This window comes from Rhizobium sp. ZW T2_16, from assembly GCF_044987325.1.
Lineage (GTDB): Bacteria > Pseudomonadota > Alphaproteobacteria > Rhizobiales > Rhizobiaceae > Neorhizobium > Neorhizobium cellulosilyticum.
In genome coordinates, this window is record NZ_JBJDRG010000023.1 from 22,441 (window position 1) to 46,774 (window position 24,334).

General features: G+C 60.1%; 18 protein-coding genes. 17 read left to right on the top strand and 1 reads right to left on the bottom strand.

What is annotated here, in order from left to right; translation table 11 throughout:
* Nucleotides 1–80 precede the first annotated feature (80 nt).
* The 16 genes from ACI3K0_RS27080 (at nucleotide 81) to ACI3K0_RS27155 (ending at nucleotide 21,537) form a co-directional block, all read left to right on the top strand.
* Nucleotides 81–1,805: a tetratricopeptide repeat protein gene (locus ACI3K0_RS27080; RefSeq protein WP_404946632.1), complete on the top strand. Its 1,725-nt coding sequence runs from the start codon at nucleotides 81–83 to the stop codon at nucleotides 1,803–1,805.
* 211 nt (nucleotides 1,806–2,016) lie between these two features.
* Nucleotides 2,017–4,605: an SH3 domain-containing protein gene (locus tag ACI3K0_RS27085; RefSeq protein WP_404946633.1), complete on the top strand. Its 2,589-nt coding sequence runs from the start codon at nucleotides 2,017–2,019 to the stop codon at nucleotides 4,603–4,605.
* A gap of 29 nt (nucleotides 4,606–4,634) precedes the next feature.
* Nucleotides 4,635–5,615, top strand: coding sequence for a transporter (locus tag ACI3K0_RS27090; protein ID WP_404946634.1), 981 nt, complete (start codon nucleotides 4,635–4,637; stop codon nucleotides 5,613–5,615).
* Entirely contained in the window at nucleotides 5,616–6,842 is a 1,227-nt protein-coding gene (locus tag ACI3K0_RS27095) for an alpha/beta hydrolase (protein WP_404946635.1), read from the top strand. It abuts the gene before it with no gap.
* A 13-nt stretch (nucleotides 6,843–6,855) separates the two neighbouring features.
* A complete protein-coding gene (locus ACI3K0_RS27100; protein WP_404946636.1) occupies nucleotides 6,856–7,833 on the top strand; it encodes an AAA family ATPase in 978 nt (325 codons plus the stop codon).
* Nucleotides 7,830–8,765: a DUF58 domain-containing protein gene (locus tag ACI3K0_RS27105; RefSeq protein WP_404946637.1), complete on the top strand. Its 936-nt coding sequence runs from the start codon at nucleotides 7,830–7,832 to the stop codon at nucleotides 8,763–8,765. Before ACI3K0_RS27100 ends, ACI3K0_RS27105 begins: the two co-directional genes overlap by 4 nt.
* The gene (locus tag ACI3K0_RS27110; RefSeq protein ID WP_404946638.1) at nucleotides 8,765–9,277 is read left to right on the top strand and encodes a DUF4381 domain-containing protein; all 513 of its coding nucleotides are present in this window, start codon (nucleotides 8,765–8,767) and stop codon (nucleotides 9,275–9,277) included. Before ACI3K0_RS27105 ends, ACI3K0_RS27110 begins: the two co-directional genes overlap by 1 nt.
* On the top strand, nucleotides 9,270–10,259 hold the full coding sequence (locus tag ACI3K0_RS27115; protein WP_404946639.1) for a vWA domain-containing protein: 990 nt from the start codon (nucleotides 9,270–9,272) through the stop codon (nucleotides 10,257–10,259). The genes ACI3K0_RS27110 and ACI3K0_RS27115 overlap by 8 nt, the downstream gene beginning before the upstream one ends.
* Complete coding sequence (locus ACI3K0_RS27120) at nucleotides 10,256–11,809, top strand: tetratricopeptide repeat protein (RefSeq protein WP_404946640.1); 1,554 nt, start codon at nucleotides 10,256–10,258, stop codon at nucleotides 11,807–11,809. Before ACI3K0_RS27115 ends, ACI3K0_RS27120 begins: the two co-directional genes overlap by 4 nt.
* A complete protein-coding gene (locus ACI3K0_RS27125; RefSeq protein WP_404946641.1) occupies nucleotides 11,806–13,092 on the top strand; it encodes a hypothetical protein in 1,287 nt (428 codons plus the stop codon). The genes ACI3K0_RS27120 and ACI3K0_RS27125 overlap by 4 nt, the downstream gene beginning before the upstream one ends.
* A 76-nt stretch (nucleotides 13,093–13,168) precedes the next feature.
* Nucleotides 13,169–14,149, top strand: coding sequence for a formylglycine-generating enzyme family protein (locus ACI3K0_RS27130; RefSeq protein WP_404946642.1), 981 nt, complete (start codon nucleotides 13,169–13,171; stop codon nucleotides 14,147–14,149).
* Complete coding sequence (locus ACI3K0_RS27135; protein ID WP_404946643.1) at nucleotides 14,146–15,162, top strand: HAD family hydrolase; 1,017 nt, start codon at nucleotides 14,146–14,148, stop codon at nucleotides 15,160–15,162. The genes ACI3K0_RS27130 and ACI3K0_RS27135 overlap by 4 nt, the downstream gene beginning before the upstream one ends.
* Nucleotides 15,152–17,101, top strand: coding sequence for a mechanosensitive ion channel family protein (locus tag ACI3K0_RS27140; RefSeq protein WP_404946644.1), 1,950 nt, complete (start codon nucleotides 15,152–15,154; stop codon nucleotides 17,099–17,101). The genes ACI3K0_RS27135 and ACI3K0_RS27140 overlap by 11 nt, the downstream gene beginning before the upstream one ends.
* A gap of 64 nt (nucleotides 17,102–17,165) precedes the next feature.
* The gene (locus ACI3K0_RS27145) at nucleotides 17,166–18,248 is read left to right on the top strand and encodes a hypothetical protein (RefSeq protein WP_404946657.1); all 1,083 of its coding nucleotides are present in this window, start codon (nucleotides 17,166–17,168) and stop codon (nucleotides 18,246–18,248) included.
* A gap of 129 nt (nucleotides 18,249–18,377) precedes the next feature.
* A complete protein-coding gene (locus ACI3K0_RS27150) occupies nucleotides 18,378–19,991 on the top strand; it encodes an arylsulfatase (RefSeq protein WP_404946645.1) in 1,614 nt (537 codons plus the stop codon).
* Between the two features lie 193 nt (nucleotides 19,992–20,184).
* Nucleotides 20,185–21,537: a DUF1254 domain-containing protein gene (locus ACI3K0_RS27155; protein ID WP_404946646.1), complete on the top strand. Its 1,353-nt coding sequence runs from the start codon at nucleotides 20,185–20,187 to the stop codon at nucleotides 21,535–21,537.
* A gap of 87 nt (nucleotides 21,538–21,624) precedes the next feature.
* Here ACI3K0_RS27155 and ACI3K0_RS27160 read toward each other — a convergent pair whose 3' ends face one another.
* Entirely contained in the window at nucleotides 21,625–22,659 is a 1,035-nt protein-coding gene (locus tag ACI3K0_RS27160; RefSeq protein WP_404946647.1) for a DUF1254 domain-containing protein, read from the bottom strand.
* Nucleotides 22,660–23,146: 487 nt separating this feature from the next.
* On the opposite strand from ACI3K0_RS27160, the gene ACI3K0_RS27165 reads away from it, so the two are divergent.
* Nucleotides 23,147–24,334: an SIR2 family protein gene (locus ACI3K0_RS27165; protein ID WP_404946648.1), complete on the top strand. Its 1,188-nt coding sequence runs from the start codon at nucleotides 23,147–23,149 to the stop codon at nucleotides 24,332–24,334.

Sequence of the window (24,334 nt, forward strand, 5' to 3'; positions counted from 1 at the left end):
ACAATTTATAATTGCGCCGTCATATTAGAGAGTTCATACTCATGATAACGTCTCGGAAATCGACGGTCGTGAGGTGGGCGATGGCTGCGAACGGAACGACCGAAGGGGATCGAGAAATCCCCGAAGACGAGGCGAGAGCCGAGGCCGAACGCCTCCTCCAGGATCCACGCTTCATCGCCTCTGATAGGCACAAGGCGTTCCTCCGTTACATCATCGATGCCCTGTTCGATGGTCGAAGCGACGCGGTGAAGGCCTACGCAATTGCGATTGACGTCTTCAACCGCCCCTCGACATTTGATGCATCCGCTGATCCGATTGTTCGGATCGAGGCGACGAGACTACGTGAGGCGCTAGCCAAGTATTACGAGCAGCTGGGCGACGAGCCGGGTATCCGACTCGACATTGCACGCGGCCGTAGGTATCTGCCAATTTTCCTTGAGCGACATACCAAACTGCCTCGATCCCCGGAGATCCCGCCAGATGAAGAGGATCTGGAGCCCGAGCCACCACAGGCAACTGGGCGGGTCCAAGGCCGTGTCTGGTGGTATGCTGTTGCTGGCCTCGCCGGTCTGGGTGCAGCCGGTTTAGCTGGCTTTGCCGCATTTATCGGCGTCTTCCCTGTGCCCACCGATACGGAAAAACCATTGGTTTCGCTGTCGATGAACGCCGATGAGCCCTCGGATTCTAAAGTCATGTTCATGGATAGCCTGGCGCTCTCGATTGGCAGGTTTGGCACTGTTCGTCTCAGGTCAGGCTCTGCGGATGCTAATCCCTATCCCACCAATCCGGAACAGAGCTCTTACGACCTCAAAATACGCTATGGAGAAAACAAAGACGGGATCACCGTGTGGCTGAAGTTGTCCGACACCGCTGCGGGAGAGGTGCTTTGGACAGACAGCGTAAGCCGCTCGTTTGGGGAGACTGCCCGAGAGGAAACACAGCGTGCGCTCGTTTACGGCCTGTCCCGCCAGATCGCGGGCCCCTCCGGGGTCATCAACGGCTTTGAAAGGAACCGCGCGCTCCCTGCTGAAACAAGAGGGAATGTTTGCGTGTTGCGGGGCGACTTCGCAGTGGAGACACGCGACGCTGCCGGTTTAAAGCTTGCTCAGCATTGCCTCGAGGAGACTATTGCAGCGCGGCCCTCCGATGCCGACGCTACAGCAGCACTGGCCCGCGTTTACGTATGGCTCGGCAGAACCACAGGCGATGACAACTTCTTTCAGCGAGGCCTTCAACTTGCGAACAAGGCAGCCAGACTCTCCCCAAGCTCGCCGAGAACAGCACTGGCCCAGATGTCGGCCCAGTATCAGCTAGGCCAAACCGCCGCGGCGATCGCTGCGGGTCGTCGCGGCGTGGATGCTAACCCCGAAAACGCAGACCTGCTCGCCAAGCTGTCTCTGGTGGTTTTCGTCAGCGGCAGCTGGGAGGATGGAATGCTGCTGGCAAGAAGAGCCAGCGACATAGCTGGGCAGCCGATCCGGGATGCAAGCTTCGTGATGATTCTGGATGCCTATCGGAGAGAAAAATTCGAAGAAGCGATTATCCTTGCGCGGCAAGTCCCCGCTTCAGACACGCCTATCGTTGTGTTGAGGCTAGCGGCAATCGCGCGCTTGGGAGACAGAGACGCCGCGCAAAGAGAAATCGACATGGCCCGAATCCAGCATCCCGATCTGGACCGGAGCGTCTCCGCAATGTTCTCCGGAACAGGTTACGAGCGCAATCTTGCAAGCGCCGTGCGACGGGGACTCGTGGAAGCGGGTTTGGAGGCACCTAGTATAGCCACAACTGCTCAAATGTTACGGTAACATTTTCGGGCACTCGACCGCGATCTTATCCGGAGCCACGCAGAACGGGAAACAACCTGCCCCGCACAAGGGATACCGCGGTCAAAGGCGCGGGACGAAAAGGGGAGCCTTCCGGTCCCAATGTAACAGTAACATCCTTGTCCGCGAGATGAAATTGCCCTTCACTTCCTTGGACCGCAGCCGCGGGCAATGATGTCGAAGGATCGTTACAATGCGAATTCCATTTGTCCTCCTGGTCGCCTCCACATTCCTCGCAGGCAACGTGCTGGCTGACCCCGCAAGCGTCACGGCTAATGTCAATCTTCGCTCTGGACCCGGAACCGGCTTTGCCGCGATCGGCAAGGTCCCGCAGGGCGCGCAGGTCGATCTCAAGGAGTGCGACGCGAGCGGAGCGTGGTGCGCAATATCGTTCGACAACAAGAATGGGTTCATCAGCGGCCAGTATCTCAGCCAGACGGCAGCCGAAGCCCAATCATGGCCTAGAACCTTCACCGCCGACAGCGGCGCAGCTCTCACACTCTTCCAGCCGCAGGTGGTGGACTGGCCGGGCTTTACGAAGCTCGACGCTCTGATCGCTGCGGAGCTGAAACCGTCGAAAGATGCCTCTCCGGTATATGGCGTGATCGGAGTGACTGCGAAGACAGTCTCCGACGACGAGACTGACAACGTTGTGCTGACCCAAGTCGAGGCAACGGAAGTGAACTTCTCAACGCTCGACAAGGACGAGCTCGCAAAACTGGCAATCGGCGTGGGCCGGATCCTTCCGACTGATCCGATCACGGTATCGCAGGACCGTCTGACGGCAAGCCTGGCGGACTACAAGCGCCTCAACGACGTATCGGGCCTCAAGGCAGATCCGCCACCCGTATTCCACAGCGATGTGCCAGCCATCCTCGTCCAGACCGACGGGAAAGCCGTCGTCTCCCCGGTGAAAGGGGTCCAGGGCCTCTCCTTCGTGGTCAACACCAACTGGGACATCTTCCAGGCCGACGAAGACAAGCGGTTCTATCTCCGTGACGAGAAAAGCTGGCTGACCGCGGATAGCCTCACAGGAAACTGGAACGAAGTCACGGAACTGCCGGCGCAGATTTCGTCACTGCCAGATGAGGACGACTGGAAGGACGTGAAAGCCGCCCTGCCCGCCCAGAAATTTGCAGATCGTGGGACACCCAAAGTCTTCCATTCCGACCTGCCAGCGGAACTCCTCGTCTTCGATGGAGAGCCCGCATTGGAAACGGTGCCGGGAACACGGTTGGAGTGGGCGTCGAACACAACCAGCGATGTCTTCTTCCGTCCGGCGGACAAGAACTGGTATGTCCTTCTCTCGGGCCGCTGGTTCGCAAGCGCTTCGCTCGACGGTCCCTGGGTGTTTGCGACTCCAACACTGCCCGCAGACTTCCAGAACATCCCGCAGGACGTATCCTACTACGCGGTACGGGCCTCCATTCCCGGCACGTCCGAAAGCGCCGAAGCCCGGCTCAAGGCGAGTATCCCGCAGATGGCGCGGGTCGCGACCGATGGCACGGTCAAGATCGATATCTCCTATAGCGGGGATCCCAGGTTCGAGCCGATCGATGGAACCTCGCTCGCGTATGCGGTAAATTCGAACGAGCAGGTCATCAGGGTTGCCGACAAATACTTCGTTCTGAAAAATGGCGTATGGTTCGTCGGTGACTCGCCATCCGGAACGTTCCTGGTGGCCAAGGCGGTTCCCGACGAGATCTACAAGATCCCGGCATCGTCGCCGCTCTACAACGTCACCTATGTCAGGGTGTACGACACCGAGCCCGACGCTGTCTGGTACGGCTACACCGCGGGCTACCTCGGAGCCTACCTCGCGTGGGATGCGCTCGTCTGGGGGACGGGCTGGGCCTACCCCGCCTGGTGGGACTTCGGCTGGTCGGGAGGCTACTGGCCCTACTATCCACGCCCCGTCACCTATGGGGTCGGAGCCTTCTACAATCCAGCTTTCGGCACCTTCGGGCGGTATGGCTACGCCTACGGCCCCTATCGCGGCATTGCTGGCGGCGCGGCCTACAACCCCCGAACAGGAACTTATGTCAGGGGCGGCGCAATATCTGGCCCGGCGGGTTCCCGCGGTTTCGTCGCCGCCTTCAATCCGAGAACAGGCAATGCCGTCGCTGCCCGCGGCGGGAGCAATGTCTACGGTTCATGGGGTACAGCGGCGGTGAGGCACGGCGGCGAGTTCGCGAGGATCAGCGGTGGAACGACGGGCGACGCGGGTGGTCTTTACTGGCGCAATTCCTCCGGTGACCGCGGCTTCGTTGCGGGTGGCAAGGGCGGCGACATTTATGCGGGACGTGACGGCAACGTCTACCGCCGCGAGAACGGGGAGTGGCAGAAGCACACGCCGGACGGCTGGAATCCCGTCAATCGTCCAGGGACAGACGGGCTCAAGAACGCGGGCGAGCATTTCGCCTCAAACCATCCGGAGGCGGCGGATCGCCTCCGTCAGAACGCTCCGCAGCGCGCCGAAAACATACAGAACAATCCGGCTGCGAGGGAGCGTGTCCAGAACCGCGTCCAAAACCATTCGAATGCGGAGCCCCGTCGGCAGGTCCGCGAACGTGCGCCTGACCATCTTGGCATCGACCGAACCGCCCGGCACGCGGGCAACCAGCGGGATCTCTCCCGCGAATTCGGCCGTCATGACATCGGTCAGTTCCAAGGTGGAGGCCGACAGTTTGGCGGGCGCGGCGGCGGTGGGCGCGAGTTCAGCGGGTTCCATGGCGGCGGCGGTGGCTTCCACGGCGGCGGCGGTGCTTTCCGCAGACGTTAGGCATCGGGTTCAATGGAGACTGACAACGCATGATCGGCGATCTTGGAAGACGACTGACGATATTCGCAGCTTGCGCGCTGCTCCCGACAGTGACATTGGCGGCGGAAGGCGGCGCGGGTTTCTACCTTCTCGGCTCGAAAGGTCCGGCCGCGGCAATCACGCCGCCGCCAGGCGTATTCTTCTCCAACGACGTGTACATCTACTCGGGCGACCTCGGCGGCGGGCGGGCGCTTCCTTCCGGGGGTCGACTGGCGGTCGGGGTCGAGGGCTCGGCGGTCATCGAGGTTCCAACGGTCCTGTGGGTTCTTCCCGAAGAGGTCATGGGTGCCCATCTCGGTCTGTCCGCGACGCTTCCCGTTGGCTGGAAGAACACTGATGCGGACCTGACACTGGCGGGACCGCTCGGAGGCGCCGCCTCTGGATCAGTCTCCGACGACGTATTCACCATCGGCGATCCGGTTCTCGGCGCTCTCCTGGGATGGGAAGCGGGAAACTTTCACTGGCAGACGGGGCTGCTCGTCAACGTGCCGATCGGCGACTATCAGGAGGGCGAGATATCGAACATTGCCTTTCACCACTGGGGCGCGGATGTTTCAGCTGGCGTGACCTGGCTGGATCCAGCGATCGGCCTCGACCTGTCGGCAGTCGTGGGCATGACTTTCAACGCCGAGAACCCCGCCACGGATTACCGAACTGGCAACGAATTCCATTTCGAGTGGGCAGCCGTCCAACACTTCAACGAACAGTTCGACGCCGGACTGGTCGGCTATTACTACGATCAAGTCACTGGCGACAGCGGGGCCGGAGCCAGAAGCGACTTCAAAGGGCGAGCGGCGGCGATTGGCGCGACGATCGGTTGGACATTCAAGGCGGGCGATGTGCCCATCTCGACGAGGATCAAGTACTTCCATGAGTTCTCGACGGAAAATCGAGCCGAAGGTGACGTCGTTTTTCTCAACATCTCAATGCCGCTATCCATCACGAAGCCACCCATCATCGCGGCACAATAGATGAACACGTCGCGGCGGACTGTTTTCCTGGGGTTCCTCGTTCTTTCTGGTTGCGGACATCCGAGTGGCGTTATGCAACCGGTGGCCTTGGATGCTTCGGGACCAAAGACGGCCCAGGTCGACATGCTTGTCGCGACGACGCGGCAGCCTTCTGGCGACCCGGCGACCTTGTTCAATGGGGAGCGCAGTCCCATACCCTATCTGACTGATGTCGCGGTCTCCATTCCGCCTCGGCGGGAAGCGGGAACCGTCCAATGGCCGAAACGGCTTCCCGCAAACCCGTCGACCGACTTTGCGGTAACGCGGGTGGACCGGATCGATACCATCCCGGAAGGGCGCGAATGGTTCCGCAAGCATTTAGAAGGAGGTCACGCGCTCGTTTTTATTCACGGCTTTAACAACACATATGAGGATTCGGTCTTCAGGCTGGCCCAGATTGTCCATGACAGCGGCATGCGGGCCACTCCCATGCTCTTCACCTGGCCATCCCGCGCCGAGCTGACGGGATACGAATATGACAAGGAGAGCACCAACTATTCGCGGACTGCGCTCGAGCAGTCGCTGCGGGTGCTTGCTCAGGATCCGGCGGTGAAAGACATCACGATCCTTGCGCACTCAATGGGGACATGGCTTGCGATGGAGTCGCTGCGGCAGATGGGAATCCGCGACGGGCACGTAAACGCCAAGATCCACAACGTCATCCTCGCCTCACCCGACATCGACATCCAGGTATTCGCCAAACAGTACGTCGAGATGGGCGATCCCAAGCCGAAGTTCACGATTTTCGTCTCGCAGGACGACCGGGCGCTGGCGGCTTCTAGCTTCATAACCGGAAACGTCTCACGCCTGGGCGCCATCGATCCGTCCAAGGAACCATATCGTTCGCGGCTGGAGGAGGCTGGCATCACAGCCATCGATCTGACCGAGGTGAAGACGGATGATAGCCTGCACCATGGCAAGTTCGCCGAAAGCCCTGAAATCGTCCAGCTTATAGGCCAGCGCTTGATAACAGGACAGACACTGACCGATAGCAACGTCACGCTTGGCCAAGGCGTCGCGGCAGTAGTCGGTGGAACGGTGCGAACTGTCGGCACGGTGGCCGGGGCGACGATAGCGGCGCCTCTGACGATCGCCGAGCAGTCTTCCGCAGCGTCCAAGAAACCTGCGAGACCGGTTCTGGAGGACACTTTGCGCGCCGATCCACAATCCCTGCCGCTGACGCATTGAAGGAACAATCAAGATGCTCGTTCGCGAAGATATTCTGGAACTTGGCAAGCGCATCGGTCGATCTGTTGTCGGCCAGGACAAAATGGTGGAGCGGCTTTTGCTGGGCCTCCTCGCGAACGGTCACCTGCTGGTCGAGGGCCTGCCGGGCCTTGCAAAGACGAGAGCAATCAAAAGCCTGGCGAAGAACCTTGATTCCGAGCTTTCGCGCGTCCAGTTCACCCCCGACCTGCTGCCTGCTGACATAACGGGATCCGAAATCTACTTCTCGGAAGGCGGAAAGGGCGAGTTCAGGTTTCAGCAGGGTCCGATCTTTGCCAATCTCATCCTCGCCGACGAGATCAACAGAGCACCGGCCAAAGTCCAGTCCGCGCTGCTCGAGGCGATGGAGGAACGTCAGGTCACAGTCGGCGGCAAGAGCTACCCGCTTCCCGACCTGTTCATGGTCATGGCCACGCAGAACCCCATCGAGCAGGAAGGTACCTATCCCCTTCCCGAAGCCCAGCTCGACCGCTTCCTGATGCACGTTGAGGTCGGCTACCCGGACGAGCAGTCTGAGGCGGCGATCATGCGCCTCAACCGGGAGGAGGAGAATGGGGCCCACGGCGGTTCGAAAGCGCAGCCGTTGCAAAAGCTGAACCCGCAGGCGGTGTTCGACGCCCGTAAGGAAATCGGAACCATCACGGTTTCGGATCCCGTCGAGAAATACATGGTCGCGCTGGTCTTCGCCACACGATATCCGGATCGCTACGACAAGGACCTCGCCAAGCTGCTGCAGGTCGGCGTAAGCCCGCGTGGCGTGATCGGCCTCGACAAGGTTTCGCGTTCCTATGCCTGGCTGAAGGGCCGCGACTACGTGACGCCTGACGATGTGAAAGCGATCGTCAACGATGTCTTCCGCCACCGTTTGATTCTCTCCTACGAGGCGCATGCGTCGAACACTACGCCGGACCAGATCATCGATCGTATTTTGCAACAGGTAGCGGTGTCATGAGCGGCGGCGTGCACGTCTCGACCGACGAACTTGTAAAGCTTGAGACCCAGGCGCGGGACCTCAGTTTCGTGCAGAAGGCACGCAGCCAGCGGCAGCTGGCCGGGCGCATGAGGTCGTCGATGCGCGGCCGAGGTCTGACCTTCGAGGAGCTGCGCGACTATCTTCCAGGCGACGATATCCGATCCATTGACTGGCGCGTCACGGCGCGAACGACGAGGCCTTTCATACGCGTCTATTCCGAAGAGAAGGAAAGACCTGCCATTATCATTGTCGATCAACGCATCAACATGTTCTTCGGCAGCCGCCTTTCGATGAAATCGGTGACGGCCGCGCAAGCCGCGATGCTCTGCGCCTGGCGGATACTGGGATCGGGAGATAGGGTCGGCGGCTTCGTCATCGGCGACAGTGACACCGACGAGGTGAAGCCGCACCGTAGTCGCAGTGCGGTAGTCGCCTTTGCCGAGCGTATCGCCCGTATGAATGCTGCGCTGAACGCGAGTGCATCCATACCGCAGAACAGCAACCAGCTAGACACAGTGCTTGAAAGCGTCTCGAATGTCGCCCACCACGACCATCTGGTGTTGGTCATATCGGATTTCGACGGCCACACACCGCGCACGCGCGATCTGCTTGTGAGACTATCCTCCCGCAACGATGTGATCTGCCTTCTTGTTTACGATCCGTTTCTTCTGGAGCTGCCGACATTCGGCGAGGTTGTTGCCAGTGGGGGCGGGTCACAGGCACAGCTGGCGTTCGCAACAGAGCATGTGCGCTCCTCTATCGAGACCATTTCACGCGACCGCGGCCGGGAACTGCTGGCCTGGCAGAACGCGCTCGGAATTCCAATGCTGCCGATATCCGCGGCAAAGGAGACCGCTCCGCAATTGCGAAGGCTTCTCGAACAGTCCGCGTGGCAGCAGAGGAGGCGTTGATGGAGCAGACGGAGTCAGACCCAACGACCGAGGCAGCACTACGATCACTGCATGACATCGCGGTGCCAGAACCGATCTCATGGCTTCCGCACACGTGGGGATGGGCAGTGCTTGTGGGCGCGTTGCTCATTGTTCTGGCGCTTGCGAGCCTGCGCGGGATCCTTCGCTACAGAGCAAACGCCTACAGGCGCGAGGCGCTCTATCTGCTCGAGGGGATAGAGCCCAGGATCCGCAACTATGATACCCGGGCGGAGGCGATCCGCGAAGTCGCTCGCATTCTCAAACGAACCGCGCTGGCCGCGTGGAACCGCGGACAGGTCGCTGCGCTATCCGGGAAAGACTGGGCGAGTTTCCTCGATCAAAAGGGTGAAGCCAGAGGCGGGCGGGTTCTCGGTGAGCTGACAGACGATTTCGAATATCGTAACGACGAGTGGATGAAACGCCTGCCAGGCAACCTCGCCAACGAGCTGACCCGTGACGCCCGCCGATGGATCGAGAGGCACCATGTATGAGCTGGCGCTTCCCTGGCTGCTCCTTGTCCTTCCGCTTCCCGCGCTAACGTGGTGGCTGCTGCCTCCACACAGGGAAACGTCGGCTTCCATCCGCCTGCCCTTCTTTGATCAGGTGGCGCGGGCCGCAGGCGTTGTGCCGAGCGAAGGCTCGGTGGTCGCAAAACAGACGTGGCCGCAGCTGTTATCCACTGGGCTCACGTGGTGTCTGGTCGTCCTTGCGCTTACTCGTCCGCAGTTCGTCGAACCACCTATCGAGAAGGTCGAGCCGCAGCGCGATATCCTGCTCGCACTTGATCTCTCGCAGTCAATGGACGCCAAAGACTTCCCCGGCATCAACGGCTCCCCGCTTAACCGTGTCGAAGCTGTCAAACAGGTCGTCGTCGATTTCGTGAGCCGAAGATCCGGCGACCGGATTGGCCTCGTCGCGTTTGGCGACGCTCCCTACCCGCTTTCACCCTTCACGATGGATCATAGCCTGGTCCAGACGCTGATCGCCGATGCGGTCCCCGGGATGGCCGGGCCTCGTACGTCGCTCGGGGATGCGTTGGGATTGGCGATCAAGATGTTCGAAAATACCAGCGTGCCGGATAAGGTGCTGATCGTCCTCACGGACGGAAACGATACGGCGAGCCGCATGCCGCCGCTCAAGGCTGCCGACATCGCGCAATCGAAAGGTGTCGTCGTCCATACCGTGGGGATCGGCGATCCGGCGGCAACCGGCGAAGAAAAGCTGGACACCGCGACGCTCCAAAAGATTGCCGAGAAGACCGGCGGCCGCTACTTCTTCGGCGGCGACCAGAGGCAACTTGCGGACATCTATCAAGTGCTCGACCGGCTCACGCCCCAAAACCAGAAAAACCTGTCGTGGCGACCGCGCGTCGAACTGTTTCAATGGCCGTTGCTGGCGGCTGTTATTCTCCTTGGAGGCTTTCAAGCCGTCTCAGGAGTGGCCAGGCTGTTTCGCCGGAGGCCGCCGATATGATCGCTGACTTCCATTTCATCCGTCCATGGGTTCTCGTCCTCCTGCTCCTGCCGATCCTCATCCTCTGGCTGGCGGCGCGATCGCAGGACGTAAGGTCGCAGTGGAAAGCAATCATCGCCCCGCATCTGCTCGACAGCCTGGTCGTCGATGGTTCCGGAGTGGCAAAGGTCCGGCCATCGTGGCTACTGGCTGTGATGCTGGCGTCTGGCACGATCGGCGCCGCCGGGCCGACCTGGCAGCGCGAGGCGCCTCCCTTCGTCGAGGACACGGCGCCTCTGGTGATCGCGGTCAATCTGTCGCAGTCGATGGACGCGATCGACGTCACCCCGTCGAGACTTGAGCGGGCTAAGCTCAAGATCAAGGACGTGGTGGCTACCCGCTCGGGTGCGCGAACGGCGATCATCGCCTATGCGGGCACCGCCCATCTCGTTCTGCCCCTGACGGAGGATGCGGCGTTGCTTGGCGCCTATTCGGATGCCCTGGCCACGAGGATCATGCCAAAGCCGGGTAATGACACCGTGGCAGCGCTTGAGCTCGCTGACGGACTGCTCGACAAGGAAGGCGTCATGGGCACGGTCCTGCTGCTGACGGACGGCGTGGACGCGGACGCCAGGACCATTCTGAGTGCTGGCAGAAGCGGCATTGTCATTCTCGGGATCGGGACGGCTCAAGGCGGGCCCGTAAAGACGACTGATGGGGGGTTCGCGACGGACCCCTCCGGAGCTCGGCTGTTCCCGAAGCTCGACGTCAGCGCCCTGGAGGCGATCGGCAGGGAGACAGGGGCAGCCGTGGCCACGCTCACAGATGACGACGCCGACGTGCGCTGGATAGCACAACGTGTCGCCAGGAACTTTGCGCAAAAGCAGGCGACCGAGGGCGACCGCTGGCAGGACCTGGGCTGGTGGCTCGTCTTACCCGTCGCCGCTGCGATGGCGTTCTCCTTTCGCAAGGGCTGGGTTGTCAAAACAGGCGCCCTTCTGATGGCGCTCAACTGTTCATCGCCGGACAGTGCACGCGCAGACGCTCTCCTCGACATGTGGCTCACCTCCGACCAGCAAGGGCGTATCGCATACGAGCGCGGCGACTATAACGGGGCGGCCAGCTTGTTCACCGATCCTGTCTGGAAGGGCGTGGCGTATTACCGGAGTGGCAAGTTTCAGGAGGCAGTGGACGCCTTCGCCGCGGTCGAGACAGCCGAGAGCTGGTATAATCAGGGCAACGCGCTTCTGCATATGAACGAATATCAGCAGGCAGTCGACGCGTATGAGAAAGCGTTGGGAATACGGCCGGACTGGATCGACGCCAAGGCCAACCTTTCTGTCGCGCGTCAGCTGGTGAAAAAACAGAAGGATAAGGAGGACGAGCAAGGCGGCGACCCCAGTCAGCAACCCGACAAAATCGAGTTCGACGACAAGGGAAAGCAGGGCAAGGAAGGGCGAATGGAACTTGCCGAGCAGACCTCCGAAATGTGGATGAAGAACATCGTCGTCAGCCCTGCCGATCTGATGGCGCGCAAATTCTCGATTGAAGCCGGGAGAACTTCACGATGAAGGTCCTCGCTCTTTTGTTTCTGCTACTTTCCACTCCTGCCCTCGCCGCACAACCTTTCGCAAGGGCGTCCATCGATGGATCGGAAAAGTTGGTTGCCGGTCAGCAGGTGCATATCGTCGTGGATGTCTTCGTACCGGATTTTTTCACCTCGCCGCCGCAGTTCCCGCTATTCGAGGTGGCGGACGCGCTGGTCACGCTGTCTAGCGATCGCGCCCAAAACATCGTTCAAACGATCGACGCTACGCAATATTCCGTGATCAGGAAGGCCTACATCGTCGTCCCTGAGCGGTCGGGGTCCTTCTCTCTTCCTATGATCGAGGTCGAACTTGGCTACTCAGCCAACGGCAAATCGACGAAGACCGTGGTGCACGTCGCCCTTCCCTCGTTCGACGTTACGGCATCTGTCGGACCGATACCGTCGATGTTTGCGGCGCGGCGGCTGACGCTAACAGAAACCTTCGATAGGGACCCGGCCCACTTGCGGCCGGGGGACGCACTTGTGAGAACAGTCCTCGTCACTGCGGAAGATACACAGGCGATGCTGATCCCGCCCGTGGACGTCGGACTTGCGGAGGGCGCCGCGCAATATCCAAAACAGCCAGTCCTTTTGGACGGCGTACCACAGCGCAGTGTCGGTCGAAGCGTTGAAACTGGCAGTACCCGCACCGAGACGATCGTCTACACTGTTCCTGAGGCTGGGCTCTTGCGTCTTCCGGAGGTGTCGTATCGATGGTTCGACCTCGAGTCACATTCAGCCGCGACCGCCTCCCTTCCCGCAGTCGAAGTGGTCGTCGCAGCCGCGCCTGCTGATGAGCCCAAGGGTATCGCACCAGTAATCGACGAGGTGCCTGCAGAGCATGGAAGCGTCCTTTGGCCGACGCTGCTTGCGCTCGTGCTTATTGACCTCGCAGCTGGCCTCCTGGCTTGGCGATACCTGCCAGAGGTTCGTGCTCGGGTTAGGCAGGTTCGCAAGGAGCGCCGAAATTCTCCAGCGAAAATGCTCCGCCGCTTGCAGGCAGTTATCAAGACTGAAGATGATGCCGCCATCTATCGCGCATTGCAGCACTGGATCGGCAAGCAGGGCTACGCGACACTGGCCGATTGGACATCGTCCGAGCAGAATACCCGGCTGCAGACGCAGGTCGCGATACTCGAACGGCGACTGTTCCGCTCAGACGACGTGCTTCTCGACCGCCAGGTCCTGGCGGATGCGATTGTCATCCCGCGGCCGGCGGGGAGGGGCGCTCGATCGGCACTACCCGAGCTCAATCCGTCTGCTTGATACCCCAATGTTACTGTAACAATCTTTCCTCCCCGCCTCTGCCGGATATGGTCGGCTATCAATTCCGGAGGTGGCGATGGCATTGGCATTCGATAGTCCGAAAGAACGGCGGCAACAGGCCGGTGGGATGGTCTGGATTCCGGGAGGCACTTTCACCATGGGATCAGACAAGCATTACCCGGAGGAAGCGCCGGCGCATCCGGTGAGTGTCGACGGTTTCTGGATCATGGAATCGCCGGTCACGAACAGGCAGTTCAAGGAATTTGTCGAGGTGACCGGGCACGTAACGGTCGCAGAAAGAGCGCCTGATCCAAACGACTATCCAGGGGCAAAACCCGAAATGCTTAGGGCGGGATCTCTCGTGTTCACGCAGCCAAAGTCTGTCGAGGGGCCCGACATCTCGCAGTGGTGGACGTTCAAGTTCGGCGCAAACTGGCGACGGCCCCTCGGCGGCTTGAGCGATCTGCGCGGCAAACTCGACCACCCGGTCGTGCATGTCGCTTATTCAGACGCGAAAGCCTATGCTGACTGGGCGCAACTTGATCTGCCGACCGAAGCTGAATGGGAGCGGGCTGCGCGGGGTAAGCTGGAGAACGCCGAGTATGCGTGGGGAGAAGAGCTCGCGCCCGGCGGTGTCCCAATGGCGAATACCTGGAGCGGCACGTTTCCAATCCGTTCGGCGAAGCAGAAGGGTGAGGAGAGGACGTCACCCGTCCGTTCGTTTCCGCCAAACGGATATGGCCTCTACGACATGATTGGCAACGTATGGGAGTGGACCAGTGACTTCTGGTCCACAAAGCATCCAGAACCTGCCGAGCACGCGTGCTGCATTCCGAAGAACCCACGCGGCGGCCCGCAGGATGCGAGCTACGACCTAAGGCAACCGGCGATACGGATCGCCCGGCGTGTCCTCAAGGGCGGCTCGCATCTCTGCGCCCCGAACTACTGCCGCCGCTACCGGCCTGCGGCGCGGCACGCCGAGCCGGAAGACACATCAACCAGCCACGTAGGCTTCCGCTGCATTAAGCGGCCCGTCAACGAAGGACAACGACCATGAGAAGATACGCGATCACCACCGACTGCCTGCTCGCCGCATTCGCGGTCGCTCTCTGCCTCCTGTTCTCTGGCGTGATGCGTTCAGCGCATGCGCAGGAGGCGCTTCCTAGCTGGAACGACACCGGAGCAAGAAGCCGCATCATGGATTTCGTCACAGCGACTGTGACTGAAGGCAGCGAAGGCTACGTCGCCCCTGCAGACCGCATCGCCGTCTTCGACAACGACGGAACGCTTTGGTCGGAGCAACCGGTCTACAACCAGCTTGCATTCGTATTCGACCGGGTGAAGGCGCTCGCGCCACAGCACCCGGAGTGGAAGTCCAAGGAGCCGTACAAGTCAGCTATCGCAGGAGACATCAAGGGCGTCGCCCAGAACGGCCAGAAAGGTTTGACGGACCTCCTCGCCGCCACCCATTCCGGCATGACGACGGATCAGTTCTCGAAGATCGTCAGCGACTGGTTTGCGAGCGCAAAGCATCCGAAGACTGGCAGACCGTATGACGAGATGACCTATCTGCCGATGCGGGAACTCCTGGACTATCTCCGAGCGAACGGGTTCAAGACCTTTATCGTCTCCGGAGGCGGCGTCGAGTTCATGCGGCCGATGACGGAAAAGATGTACGGCATACCGCCGGAGCAGGTCGTCGGCAGCACGATCACCACCGAGTTCGCCATAGTCGGCGACGTACCCGTTCTCAAGCGACTTCCGAAGCTTGACTTCGTCGACGACGGCAAGGGCAAGCCGACCGGAATAAACAGGTTCATTGGCAGGAAGCCGATCTTTGTCGCAGGTAATTCCGACGGGGACTACGAGATGCTGCGCTGGGTGACTGCCGCCAAAGGCCCTGGCTTTGCGATGGTCGTCCACCACACGGACGCCGACAGGGAGGTCGCCTACGACCGCAAGAGCGCCATCGGCAAGCTGGACAAGGCTTTGAACGAGGCAGAACGCCGCAACTGGCTGATCGTCGACATGAAGGCGGACTGGAAAAAGGTGTTCGCATTTGAGCAATAGATGGAGGCAGGCGCTCGGGAGTTGGATCGGCGCCCTGCTCCTTCTCCTTGTGTTGCATACCGTGGCTTTCGCTCAGGAGGGGCCGCGGCCACGGAAAATCGACAACCTCGTTCGGTTGCTGCAGGATCCGGAGGTTCGCTCATGGCTGGAGACGGCTCCGATAACAAAAGTCCCTGATCCCGCCCATGCGGAGGACGGGCTGTCGGCATGGGAGACCGCGACCCGAAATCGGATTGATGCGATCGCTAATGCCATGCCAAGGGTTCCGGGCGAGGTGATCGCTGCGGCCTCCCGTGTCAGGGCGGATGCTATGTCCCACGGAAAGCTTCCCGTCTTCATTGTATTCTTCGGGCTGACCGCTATCGGGCTCGTCGCCGAATCCCTTTTCGCGCGCTCAAGGCCGCGCGGCGGCGGACTTCGGGAACGTCTGCTGGCGATCGCTGTCTTCTCGTCCGCGATGATAGCGGTGTTCTTCGCGCTCGATTGGCCGCCGACCGCGCGCATGGTTCTTCTCGTCTCGCTTCTTACACTTGTCGTATACCGTGCGCTCGCGGCGACACTTGACGCGGTCGTTCCTGACAGGCCCACGCGCAGACGCGTTAAAGTCATCCTTGGAACTATCGTAACTGCCGTTGCAGCAGCAAGCCTCGGCCGATCGCTTGCTATCGATGCAGCTGTTACGCATGCGATTGCGTTCAGCTTTTCCATCATTGTACTCGCGCTGGCTTGCGAAGCCGTCATCTCTACCTTCAACCATCCTCTCCGCACACGGATCGCGCTCTGTCTTTCATTCCTCGTCATCTGGGGGCTATGGTCCATTGGCCTCAGGGGCCTCTTCTGGGTTGGCGTCTATGCGATCGCACTGCCATCGCTGCTACGCTTCGCAGGCAAGGCGGCAGCAGAAGCGTATCCAGACCAGCCCGGCAGTATGAGACATGTTCTCGTGGTCCGTGGTGTCCGTGCGGCAGTGGTCGCAGCGGCTGTTGCATGGCTCGCTATCGTGTGGCGCCTTAACCCCGACTCCCTGGTGCACAGCAGTCCCGCAACCGAAGCACTGGCCTACGGTCTTCTGAAGAGCGTCGTCATTGTGCTTCTTGCAGATCTCGGCTGGCATCTCGCAAGATCCTGGATCGACCGGGAGATATCGTCACAGGAACCGTCGCCCGATCCGGCGCGCTTCGCGAGACAGGCAAGGCTGAGGACGCTGCTACCGATCCTCCGCAACGTGCTGGCGGTTGCGGTCCTCGTTTTCGCTGCCCTGATCGTGCTTGCGGAACTGGGTGTGGAAATCGGCCCACTGCTTGCAGGCGCGGGCATTTTCGGGGTGGCAATCGGCTTTGGGTCGCAGACGCTGGTCAAGGATGTAATCGGTGGCGTTTTCTACATGCTCGACGACGCCTTCCGCGTTGGCGAGTACATCCAGGCAAAGAGCTACAAGGGCACGGTGGAAGGATTTAGCCTGCGTTCCGTGCGCCTGCGCCACCACCGCGGCCCGGTCTACACGGTTCCGTTCGGCGAACTTGGCGCCGTACAGAACATGAGTCGCGACTGGGGTGTCGTGAAGTTCAGGATTTCAGTCTCCTACGACACGGACCTGGAAAAGGCGCGCAAGCTGACGAAGAAAATCGGCGCAGCCCTTCTGGAGGACCCGGAACTCGGGCCGATCTTCATCGAGCCGCTCAAGATGAAGGGGCTGGAGGAGTTCGGTGACTATGGCGTCGTGCTGAGCTTCGGCATGATGCTTCGCCCCTCCCCGCTCCAATCCATGATCCGTCGTCGCGCAAATCTGATGATCCGGGAAGCGTTTCAGGCAAACGGCATCGAGTTCGCCACGCCTTCGGTACAGGTCGGTGGCGACGACCGGGACGGAGCGGCCGCGGCTGCGACCGCTATCCGCGCGCAGCAGGTCAAGTCCACTGCTGTGGCTTCAGATGGCTAGCATGATGGCCCCCGGGGACGACGACTGCCTTAGACCCATGCAGGGCGGCCCATTCTTGGACCTGATGGCGCGGGTGGGTCTGAAGCGACCTGGACGACGGGCCTTTGTCTTCGCACTCCTCTGCTGGGCCCTCCCCTTGCTTTGTCTGCTGGCGACCCGTGGTGCAAATGGCGCGGCACTCTTTTTCCAGGATTGGGGTGCGTGGGCCAAATTCCTGATCGCACCCGCATTGCTGACGCTTTCAGAGAAGCCGATCGCCTTCGCCATCGACGAGTGCGTCGCATTGCTGTTCCGTATCCCGCTGATCGCCTCGCAGTCGATGACAGATGCCAGGACGGCACTCGCCAAGGCTAGAGATCGGACGGCGGCCTCGCTTCCCGAACTCACTTGTCTTGCCCTGGCTGTTGGTGCATCGGTCATCAACGTTGGAAGATTCCTGCACGGCGAAGCGCCGGGATGGGCCGTGTACGAAGGTGGTCTCACTCTGGCGGGGCTCTGGGGTCTCATCTTCGGGAACAGCCTATTCTGGTTTCTGCTGACACGCCTCATGTGGAGACACCTCCTCTGGTGGCGCTTCCTCGGCCACATCGCGAGGTGCCGTCTTCGGTTGGCCGTGACGCATCCTGACGGCCACGGCGGACTTGGCTTTCTCGGTTTTTACCCCGCGGGGTACGGATTGTTCACGGTGGCGGTCAGTTGTGTCTTTGCCGCAGGCATCGGGCATGTGATGCAGCGGCAGACAGTGACGCCCGGCTTGTTCACGTCGGTCTGTGCGGCGTGGCTGGCGGTCGTTGCGATCTATTTCGCTCTTCCGCTCGTGCCGCTCGCCAGGCAGGTGTCCCGGCTCAAACGCGACGCCATTCTCCTGTCACTGACGAAGGGGCTCGACTTCGAACGGTGGAACGAGCGAAAGACGTTGGGGAAGAACGTCGTCGAAGATCACGCGGAGATGAATTCGGATACAAGCGAGGTCCATGACTTGAAGCTGCTGTACAGAGCGTCGCTGAAAACGTCAGCTCTTCTTCTCAACAAAGGCAGCGTGCTCGCAGCTCTCGTTCCCGCCCTGGTTCCACTGCTGCTAGCCGGCGCATCCTTCCTTCCGTACGCGGAGCTGGGGAAGATCGTTAAGCGCTTGCTGTTCCTGTGATTGAACCGGACGATCTGCCCAACGCCATCAGACAGTCAATGTTACCTTGCTGTTACTGTAACAAGCTTCCTTTGCCCTCAACCGTCCATATCCTCGAGCACGGAATGTTCCAGCTACGGAGAGCGTACGATGACGACGAGCGACAACATGCCTGAGCCCGCCCGTGGGCTTAGCCGACGCAACTTGCTTGCGGCAACAACGGCTTTGGCAGCGACAGCGGTAACACTGTCCGCGCAAACTCCTGCCTCGGCGCAGCAGACAGCGTCCGCTGGGAGCGGCGTTGGCCGCAAGCCGAATATCCTGATGATCATGGCCGACGATGTCGGCTGGTTCAACGCGAGCATCTACAATCGCGGAGTGATGGGCTACCGGACCCCCAACATCGACCGGATCGGCAACGAGGGAGCGATGTTCACCGACTGGTATGGCGAGCAGAGTTGCACAGCCGGCCGCGCCGCATTCATCACAGGGCAGTCGCCGATCCGCACCGGCCTGACGAAGGTCGGTCTGCCCGGGGCTGACATCGGTCTTCGTGCTGAAGATCCGAGTGTCGCGGAATTCCTGAAGCCGCTTGGATATGCAACCGGGCAGTTCGGGAAAAACCACCTCGGCGACAAGGACGAGTTTCTTCCGACGAACCATGGTTTCGACGAGTTCTTCGGCAACCTCTACCATCTGAACGCGGAGGAGGAACCGGAGAACCCCGACTATCCGAAAAACCCGGAGTTCGCGAAACGGTTCGGCCCGCGCGGGGTCATCAAAGCTACCGCTGACGGCCGCATCGAGGACACCGGTCCTTTGAGTGTGAAGCGGATGGAGACCGTGGACGAGGAATTCCTCGGTGCGGCTCTGGACTTCATCGACAGGCAGCAGAAGGCCGACAAGCCATGGTTCTGCTACTTCAATCCGACTCGCATGCATGTCTTCACCCATCTCAAACCGGAATCCAGAAACAAGACCGGCCTGGGTCTGTACGCGGACGGAATGGTGGAACTGGACGGCTACGTCGGGCAGTTGCTGCAGAAGCTCGATGATCTCGGCGTCGCCGACAACACGATCGTCGTCTTCACAACCGACAACGGCGCGGAGGTGATGTCCTGGCCGGACGGTGGCAACACTCCGTTCAGGGGTGAGAAAGCGACCAACTGGGAGGGCGGCTACCGTGTTCCGATGCTCATCCGCTGGCCGGGCACGTTGAAGCCAGGCACTGTCTTCAACGAGGCCTTCTCGCATTACGACCTGATTCCGACCTTCTCGGCGGCAGGCGGAGACCCTGACGTTGTCGAAAAATGCCTGAAGGGCGGTACATTCGGCACCAAGACGTTCAAGGTCCATCTGGACGGTTTTAACCTTATGCCTTTCTTCAAGGGAGAGGTGAAAGACGCGCCGCGACGGGAGTTTGTCTACTGGAACGACGATGGCCAGCTCGTGGCCATCCGGTACGACTTCTGGAAAGCGGTGTTCCTTGAGCAGAACCATGACGGAATCGGGGTATGGATGCGGGGTTTCGAGGAGTTGCGCATCCCGAAGCTGTTCAACCTGCGCTCCGATCCATTTGAACGGGGCGACGAGTCGATCCTTTACGATAAGTGGCTCGCCGATCATGCCTTCGTCCAGGTTCCTCTACAGACGCTGGCCGCCACCTGGCTCAGCACCTTCAAGGAGTTCCCGCCGCGGCAGAAACCTGCGAGCTTCAACCTCGATAAGGTGGTGGAACAGTTGTCGTCTCCCGCCAACAGGTAGCCGTATCAACCAGGTCGTTAGAATCTGGGAAGTGCCTATCCCAACGGCGCCTCCCGGGTTCCCTGGCCAAATCCAGAAGCTCTGTGGCAGGGATTAATGTACCTGCTACAGCGCGATTATTTCCCTCAACCGTGACAACGTTGCTGCATGATCAGCTTCATTCCGGTCTGCAGCATCATCGGGAGCCGCCAGCATGTTCAGAGAGATCAAGATCGCAGCCGGACTTGTCATCGCGCTCTCATCCACCGCTAATGCCCAGATCGCCACGCCTGAAGAAGCCCGCGCCATCGCCACGGAAGCATATGTCTATTCCTTCGCCCCGATCGCCTCCTACGGCACATGGTCCAAGCAGGCGACGATGCCGGACGCGCCGGAGTATGTCGGTGGCTTCAACACCTTCAGGCACTACTCGCAGGCCTTCACACCCCAAAACAAGGACATAGTCACACCGAACAACGATACACCGTACTCATGGGCCTGGCTCGACCTGCGGGCGGAACCGATCGTGTTGAGCGTGCCGAAGGTTCCCGCGGACCGGTATTACGTGATGCAACTCATTGACCTGTTCACGTATAACTTTGGCTACGTGGGAGTAAGAGCAACAGGATTTGATGCTGGCAGCTATCTGATCGCCGGGCCTGCCTGGAACGGTACCAAGCCTAACGGCGTGACCGCGGTCATCAAGGCTGAAACCGAAATCGTCGGCATTCTCGGACGCACTTCGCTCGACGGTCCCGCCGACGTGGAGAACGTCAAGACTATCCAGAAGAGCTACCGCCTGACCCCCCTCAGCATCTTCCTGAAAACTCCAACGCCTCGCCCTGCTCCCGCCGTCACTTTTCCGCTCCACGATCCCGCCAAGGCGACCTCGCACGATTTCATCGGTTATATCAACTTCCTGCTGCAGTTTGCCCAGCCTACGGTTCCGGCAGAGCAGGATCTCATGGCCCGTTTCGCTAAAATCGGCATTGCTCCGGGCAAGGCCTGGGACCCGCCCAAGGTAAATCCGGACGAACTCGCCGCCATCGACAAGGGCATCGAGGATGCGAAGGCAGCCATGGCCGAGGTCGCAAAGACAACGCTCAGCTCCAACGGACTGTTCGGATCACGCGACCTCCTCAAGAACGACTACATGACGCGCGCAATGGGGGCGGAAAAAGGACTGTTTGGTAACTCGCTGGAGGAAGCCTGGTACGGCGGCTTCGTCGGTGACGGCACCAAGCAGACAATGCTTCATTTCCCGCCCGGCCAGCTCCCGCCTGCGAAGTTTTTCTGGTCACTGACCCTGTACACGCTGCCGGACCGGCTGCTTTACGCCAATCCACTGAAACGCTATTCGATTGGCGATCGCACGAAAGGCCTCGTCTATGGCAAGGACAAGTCGCTGACCATATACCTGGGCCATACCTCTCCCGGAAAGGAGAAGGAGGCCAACTGGCTGCCGACGCCGGAGGCGAAATACAGCTTGGTTGCCCGCGTCTACGGACCCGAGAAGGCAGCGATGGATGGAACCTGGAGCCTCCCAAAACCTGAGGACTTCAAATAAGCTGAAATGTGTGGAACTCAGCTTCGGCTGCCATGCAAGATACGGCGAGGGCGGCCATCCCCGCAGCAGTATGGCCGCCCTTCGCGATCACTCTGTGGCCGTCGCTTCCGGAAACACCCACTTGCCCTCGAGCACTTCGGCGCGTGGGCGATAGAGACGGACCATGTAGTTCCAGTCCTTCATGATTGGCAGGCAGTTGTCGACCTTGCCATCGCACCCGCCGAACTGGACATTCACGGATCCGTCCTTGTCTTTCTTGGCGGTGACACTGTTCAAGTTGTAGACGCCCAGGCGGTTCTTCTCGTAATAGCCCTTGTCATTGTATAGGCTGATCGACCAGAAGCCATCCACGGGTACATCCTTGGCGCTCAGCCTGTAGACCGTGCGGCCATCGTTCTTCGTCGGCACGACGTTCAGATAGAGAGCATCCTTTTCCGGATTGCCGCCCCAGGCAGAGGCCGAGCCGATGAGCCTGCGGACCGGATCCACGTCCTCCTTCCTGCCGAACATTCCTTTCGTATCTGGGAGTGTTTCGGCCAGAGTTAGCAACGCCTTGCGAACCTTCGATTGGCTCGCCTGGTCCCAGCGTGGCGCTTCGAATGCGCCAGGGCCACCTGGCTGATCTACCTTCACGGCATCCTGGAGAGCGTGAACGGTGTCGAGATCCTTTGGATCGTTAGGGTCGACGAGCGTGCGGATGGCCACCACTACGAAGCGCGTGCCGACATTCTCCTTCGAGAGGACCTTCGCGCCCCCGTCGTATGCCACCTCCTGGGTATACTGATCCTCGTTGATAACCTGCATCGATCGGAAGCGTGTTCCTGCCTCGGGCAGATTGATCGTGACCGGACCCGCGTCCAGATCGAAGACCCCTGCGGAATACAGCGTGTCTCTATTTAATCTGATGACGGTCTGGTTCTCGATGGTTGCTGGCTCGCGACGATGAGTGAACTTGCCGAATCCGCCGTCTTTGACGATGCTGCCAAAATAGAGGTCACTTTCGGCGCGAGGGAAGTTGTCGGCAGTCACGAGGACTGGTTTCGGATCGGCGGCATGTGCGATGGTCGCGACAGATATAAGTAACGATGCGACGGTACAACGAAGGGCGGATCTTCTGATCATTTTCACGGCTCCATTTGTGGCCTTGCATCCAAGTTGCCGGATAGTGGCTGATGCGAGCGACATTCAATCATGAAGAGCCGCGGCGGACGATAATGTTACTGTTACATTGGAAGTCCGAGACAGGGACTGGAGATTGTTACTGTAACATCTGTCCGGAAACACGGATGTTGTTCCCCTCGTGCGACATGCTGGTGGGAGCCGAGGCCGGATAGGGCGCGATGAGCCGCCGATGCCTGCGCCAGGCATCATTTCGGAAGCCTTGCGCAGTTTCAAACACGGTCGCTACAAGCTTCCGTGCGGTTGAAAGGACTTGAACCTGCGACCCGCTGTTCAATGCTACCAAACTACTGAAAAATCTTGCACCCGCTTGTCCGCGAGTAGTCCAAGAGGATTTGAGTCCACCAAGAGGTTTGCATCCGACTGCGTTGCGGACAGCGCTGCTCGCGTCTAAGGTGCAGCCACATCCCTTCTCGCACGAAAGCCGCAAGTGACCACCTCCATTGTTCTCGGCAAAGACCTCCCGCCCCTACCCATGGATTTGCTCACGGCGAGAGATCATGGTGAAGTATTGTTCATTGTCGGCGCCGGAGCCTCCTACCCGGCCCCCTCCTCACTTCCGGATTTCGGCGGCTTGGTCGCAGACATCTATGCGGAATTAGATCCCGCGATGAGCGGACCACTCGCGGCCGTGCAGAAGAAGGGTGGCCCCACCTGGGAAACTGTACCGGATCTTCTAACCCACCAGCAGCGTACGGAGCTAAAGTTTTTTGCCCAACACGAATATGATGTTGTGCTTGGCATGCTGGAGCGTCGCATTGATGGCGACCCGAGCAAAGCCAGTACGCTTCGGCGGGCAGCGCAGACAGTGCTAGACCGGACCGTCGAGCCTAACCCCCTGCACTCGGCCCTCGTGCGTCTTGGCCAACGCTTCGGGCAGACGCTGCTAGTGACGACCAACTTCGATCGTCTCCTTAGCATAGCCGCTAAACGCGAAAAATATTCAGATTCCGCCTTCGCTCTCGGCGAAATCCCAAACCCCAGCCGAAACACCGAATTTGCAGGGATTCTTCACATCCACGGCATGCTGCCGCTGAAATCCCAGAGAGGATCGGCGCTGATACTCACGGACCAGGACTTTGGCGACGCATATCTCAGGCGCCATATTGTCACATCCTTTCTCTACGACGCAGCCCGCATCTTTCACCTAGTTCTGGTCGGCTACAGCGCCAATGACTCCCCCGTGCGCTACCTACTGAATGCTATCGCCGCCGACGAGAGGCACTTCAACGATCTCAAGCCGCGTTATGCGTTCGTCGGCTGCGAAGCGGGAGATGACCGCACGGCGATCGAGTGGCAGTCGCGTGGTATTACGCCGATACCCTACGATCGAGCCAATAAACACAAAGCCTTGGGTGATGTCTTGTCACGGTGGTCGGAGATCATCCCGGACAAGCGCAACACGGCGCGCGTGCAGACCTATCTGAAAACAGTTGCTAAGCTGGATCCTGATGGTCCAGACGGGGTCGCAGCCCAATCCTTCCTTCGATACTACATCAGCCGGTGCAACCCAAGCGAACAAGCAGAACTCGCGCGGCTCCTTGCATCTTCTAAGGCATCACCGAAATGGCTCACGACGATGAACCAGGTTGTTCGCGATGCGCCAAGGAGACGTTAA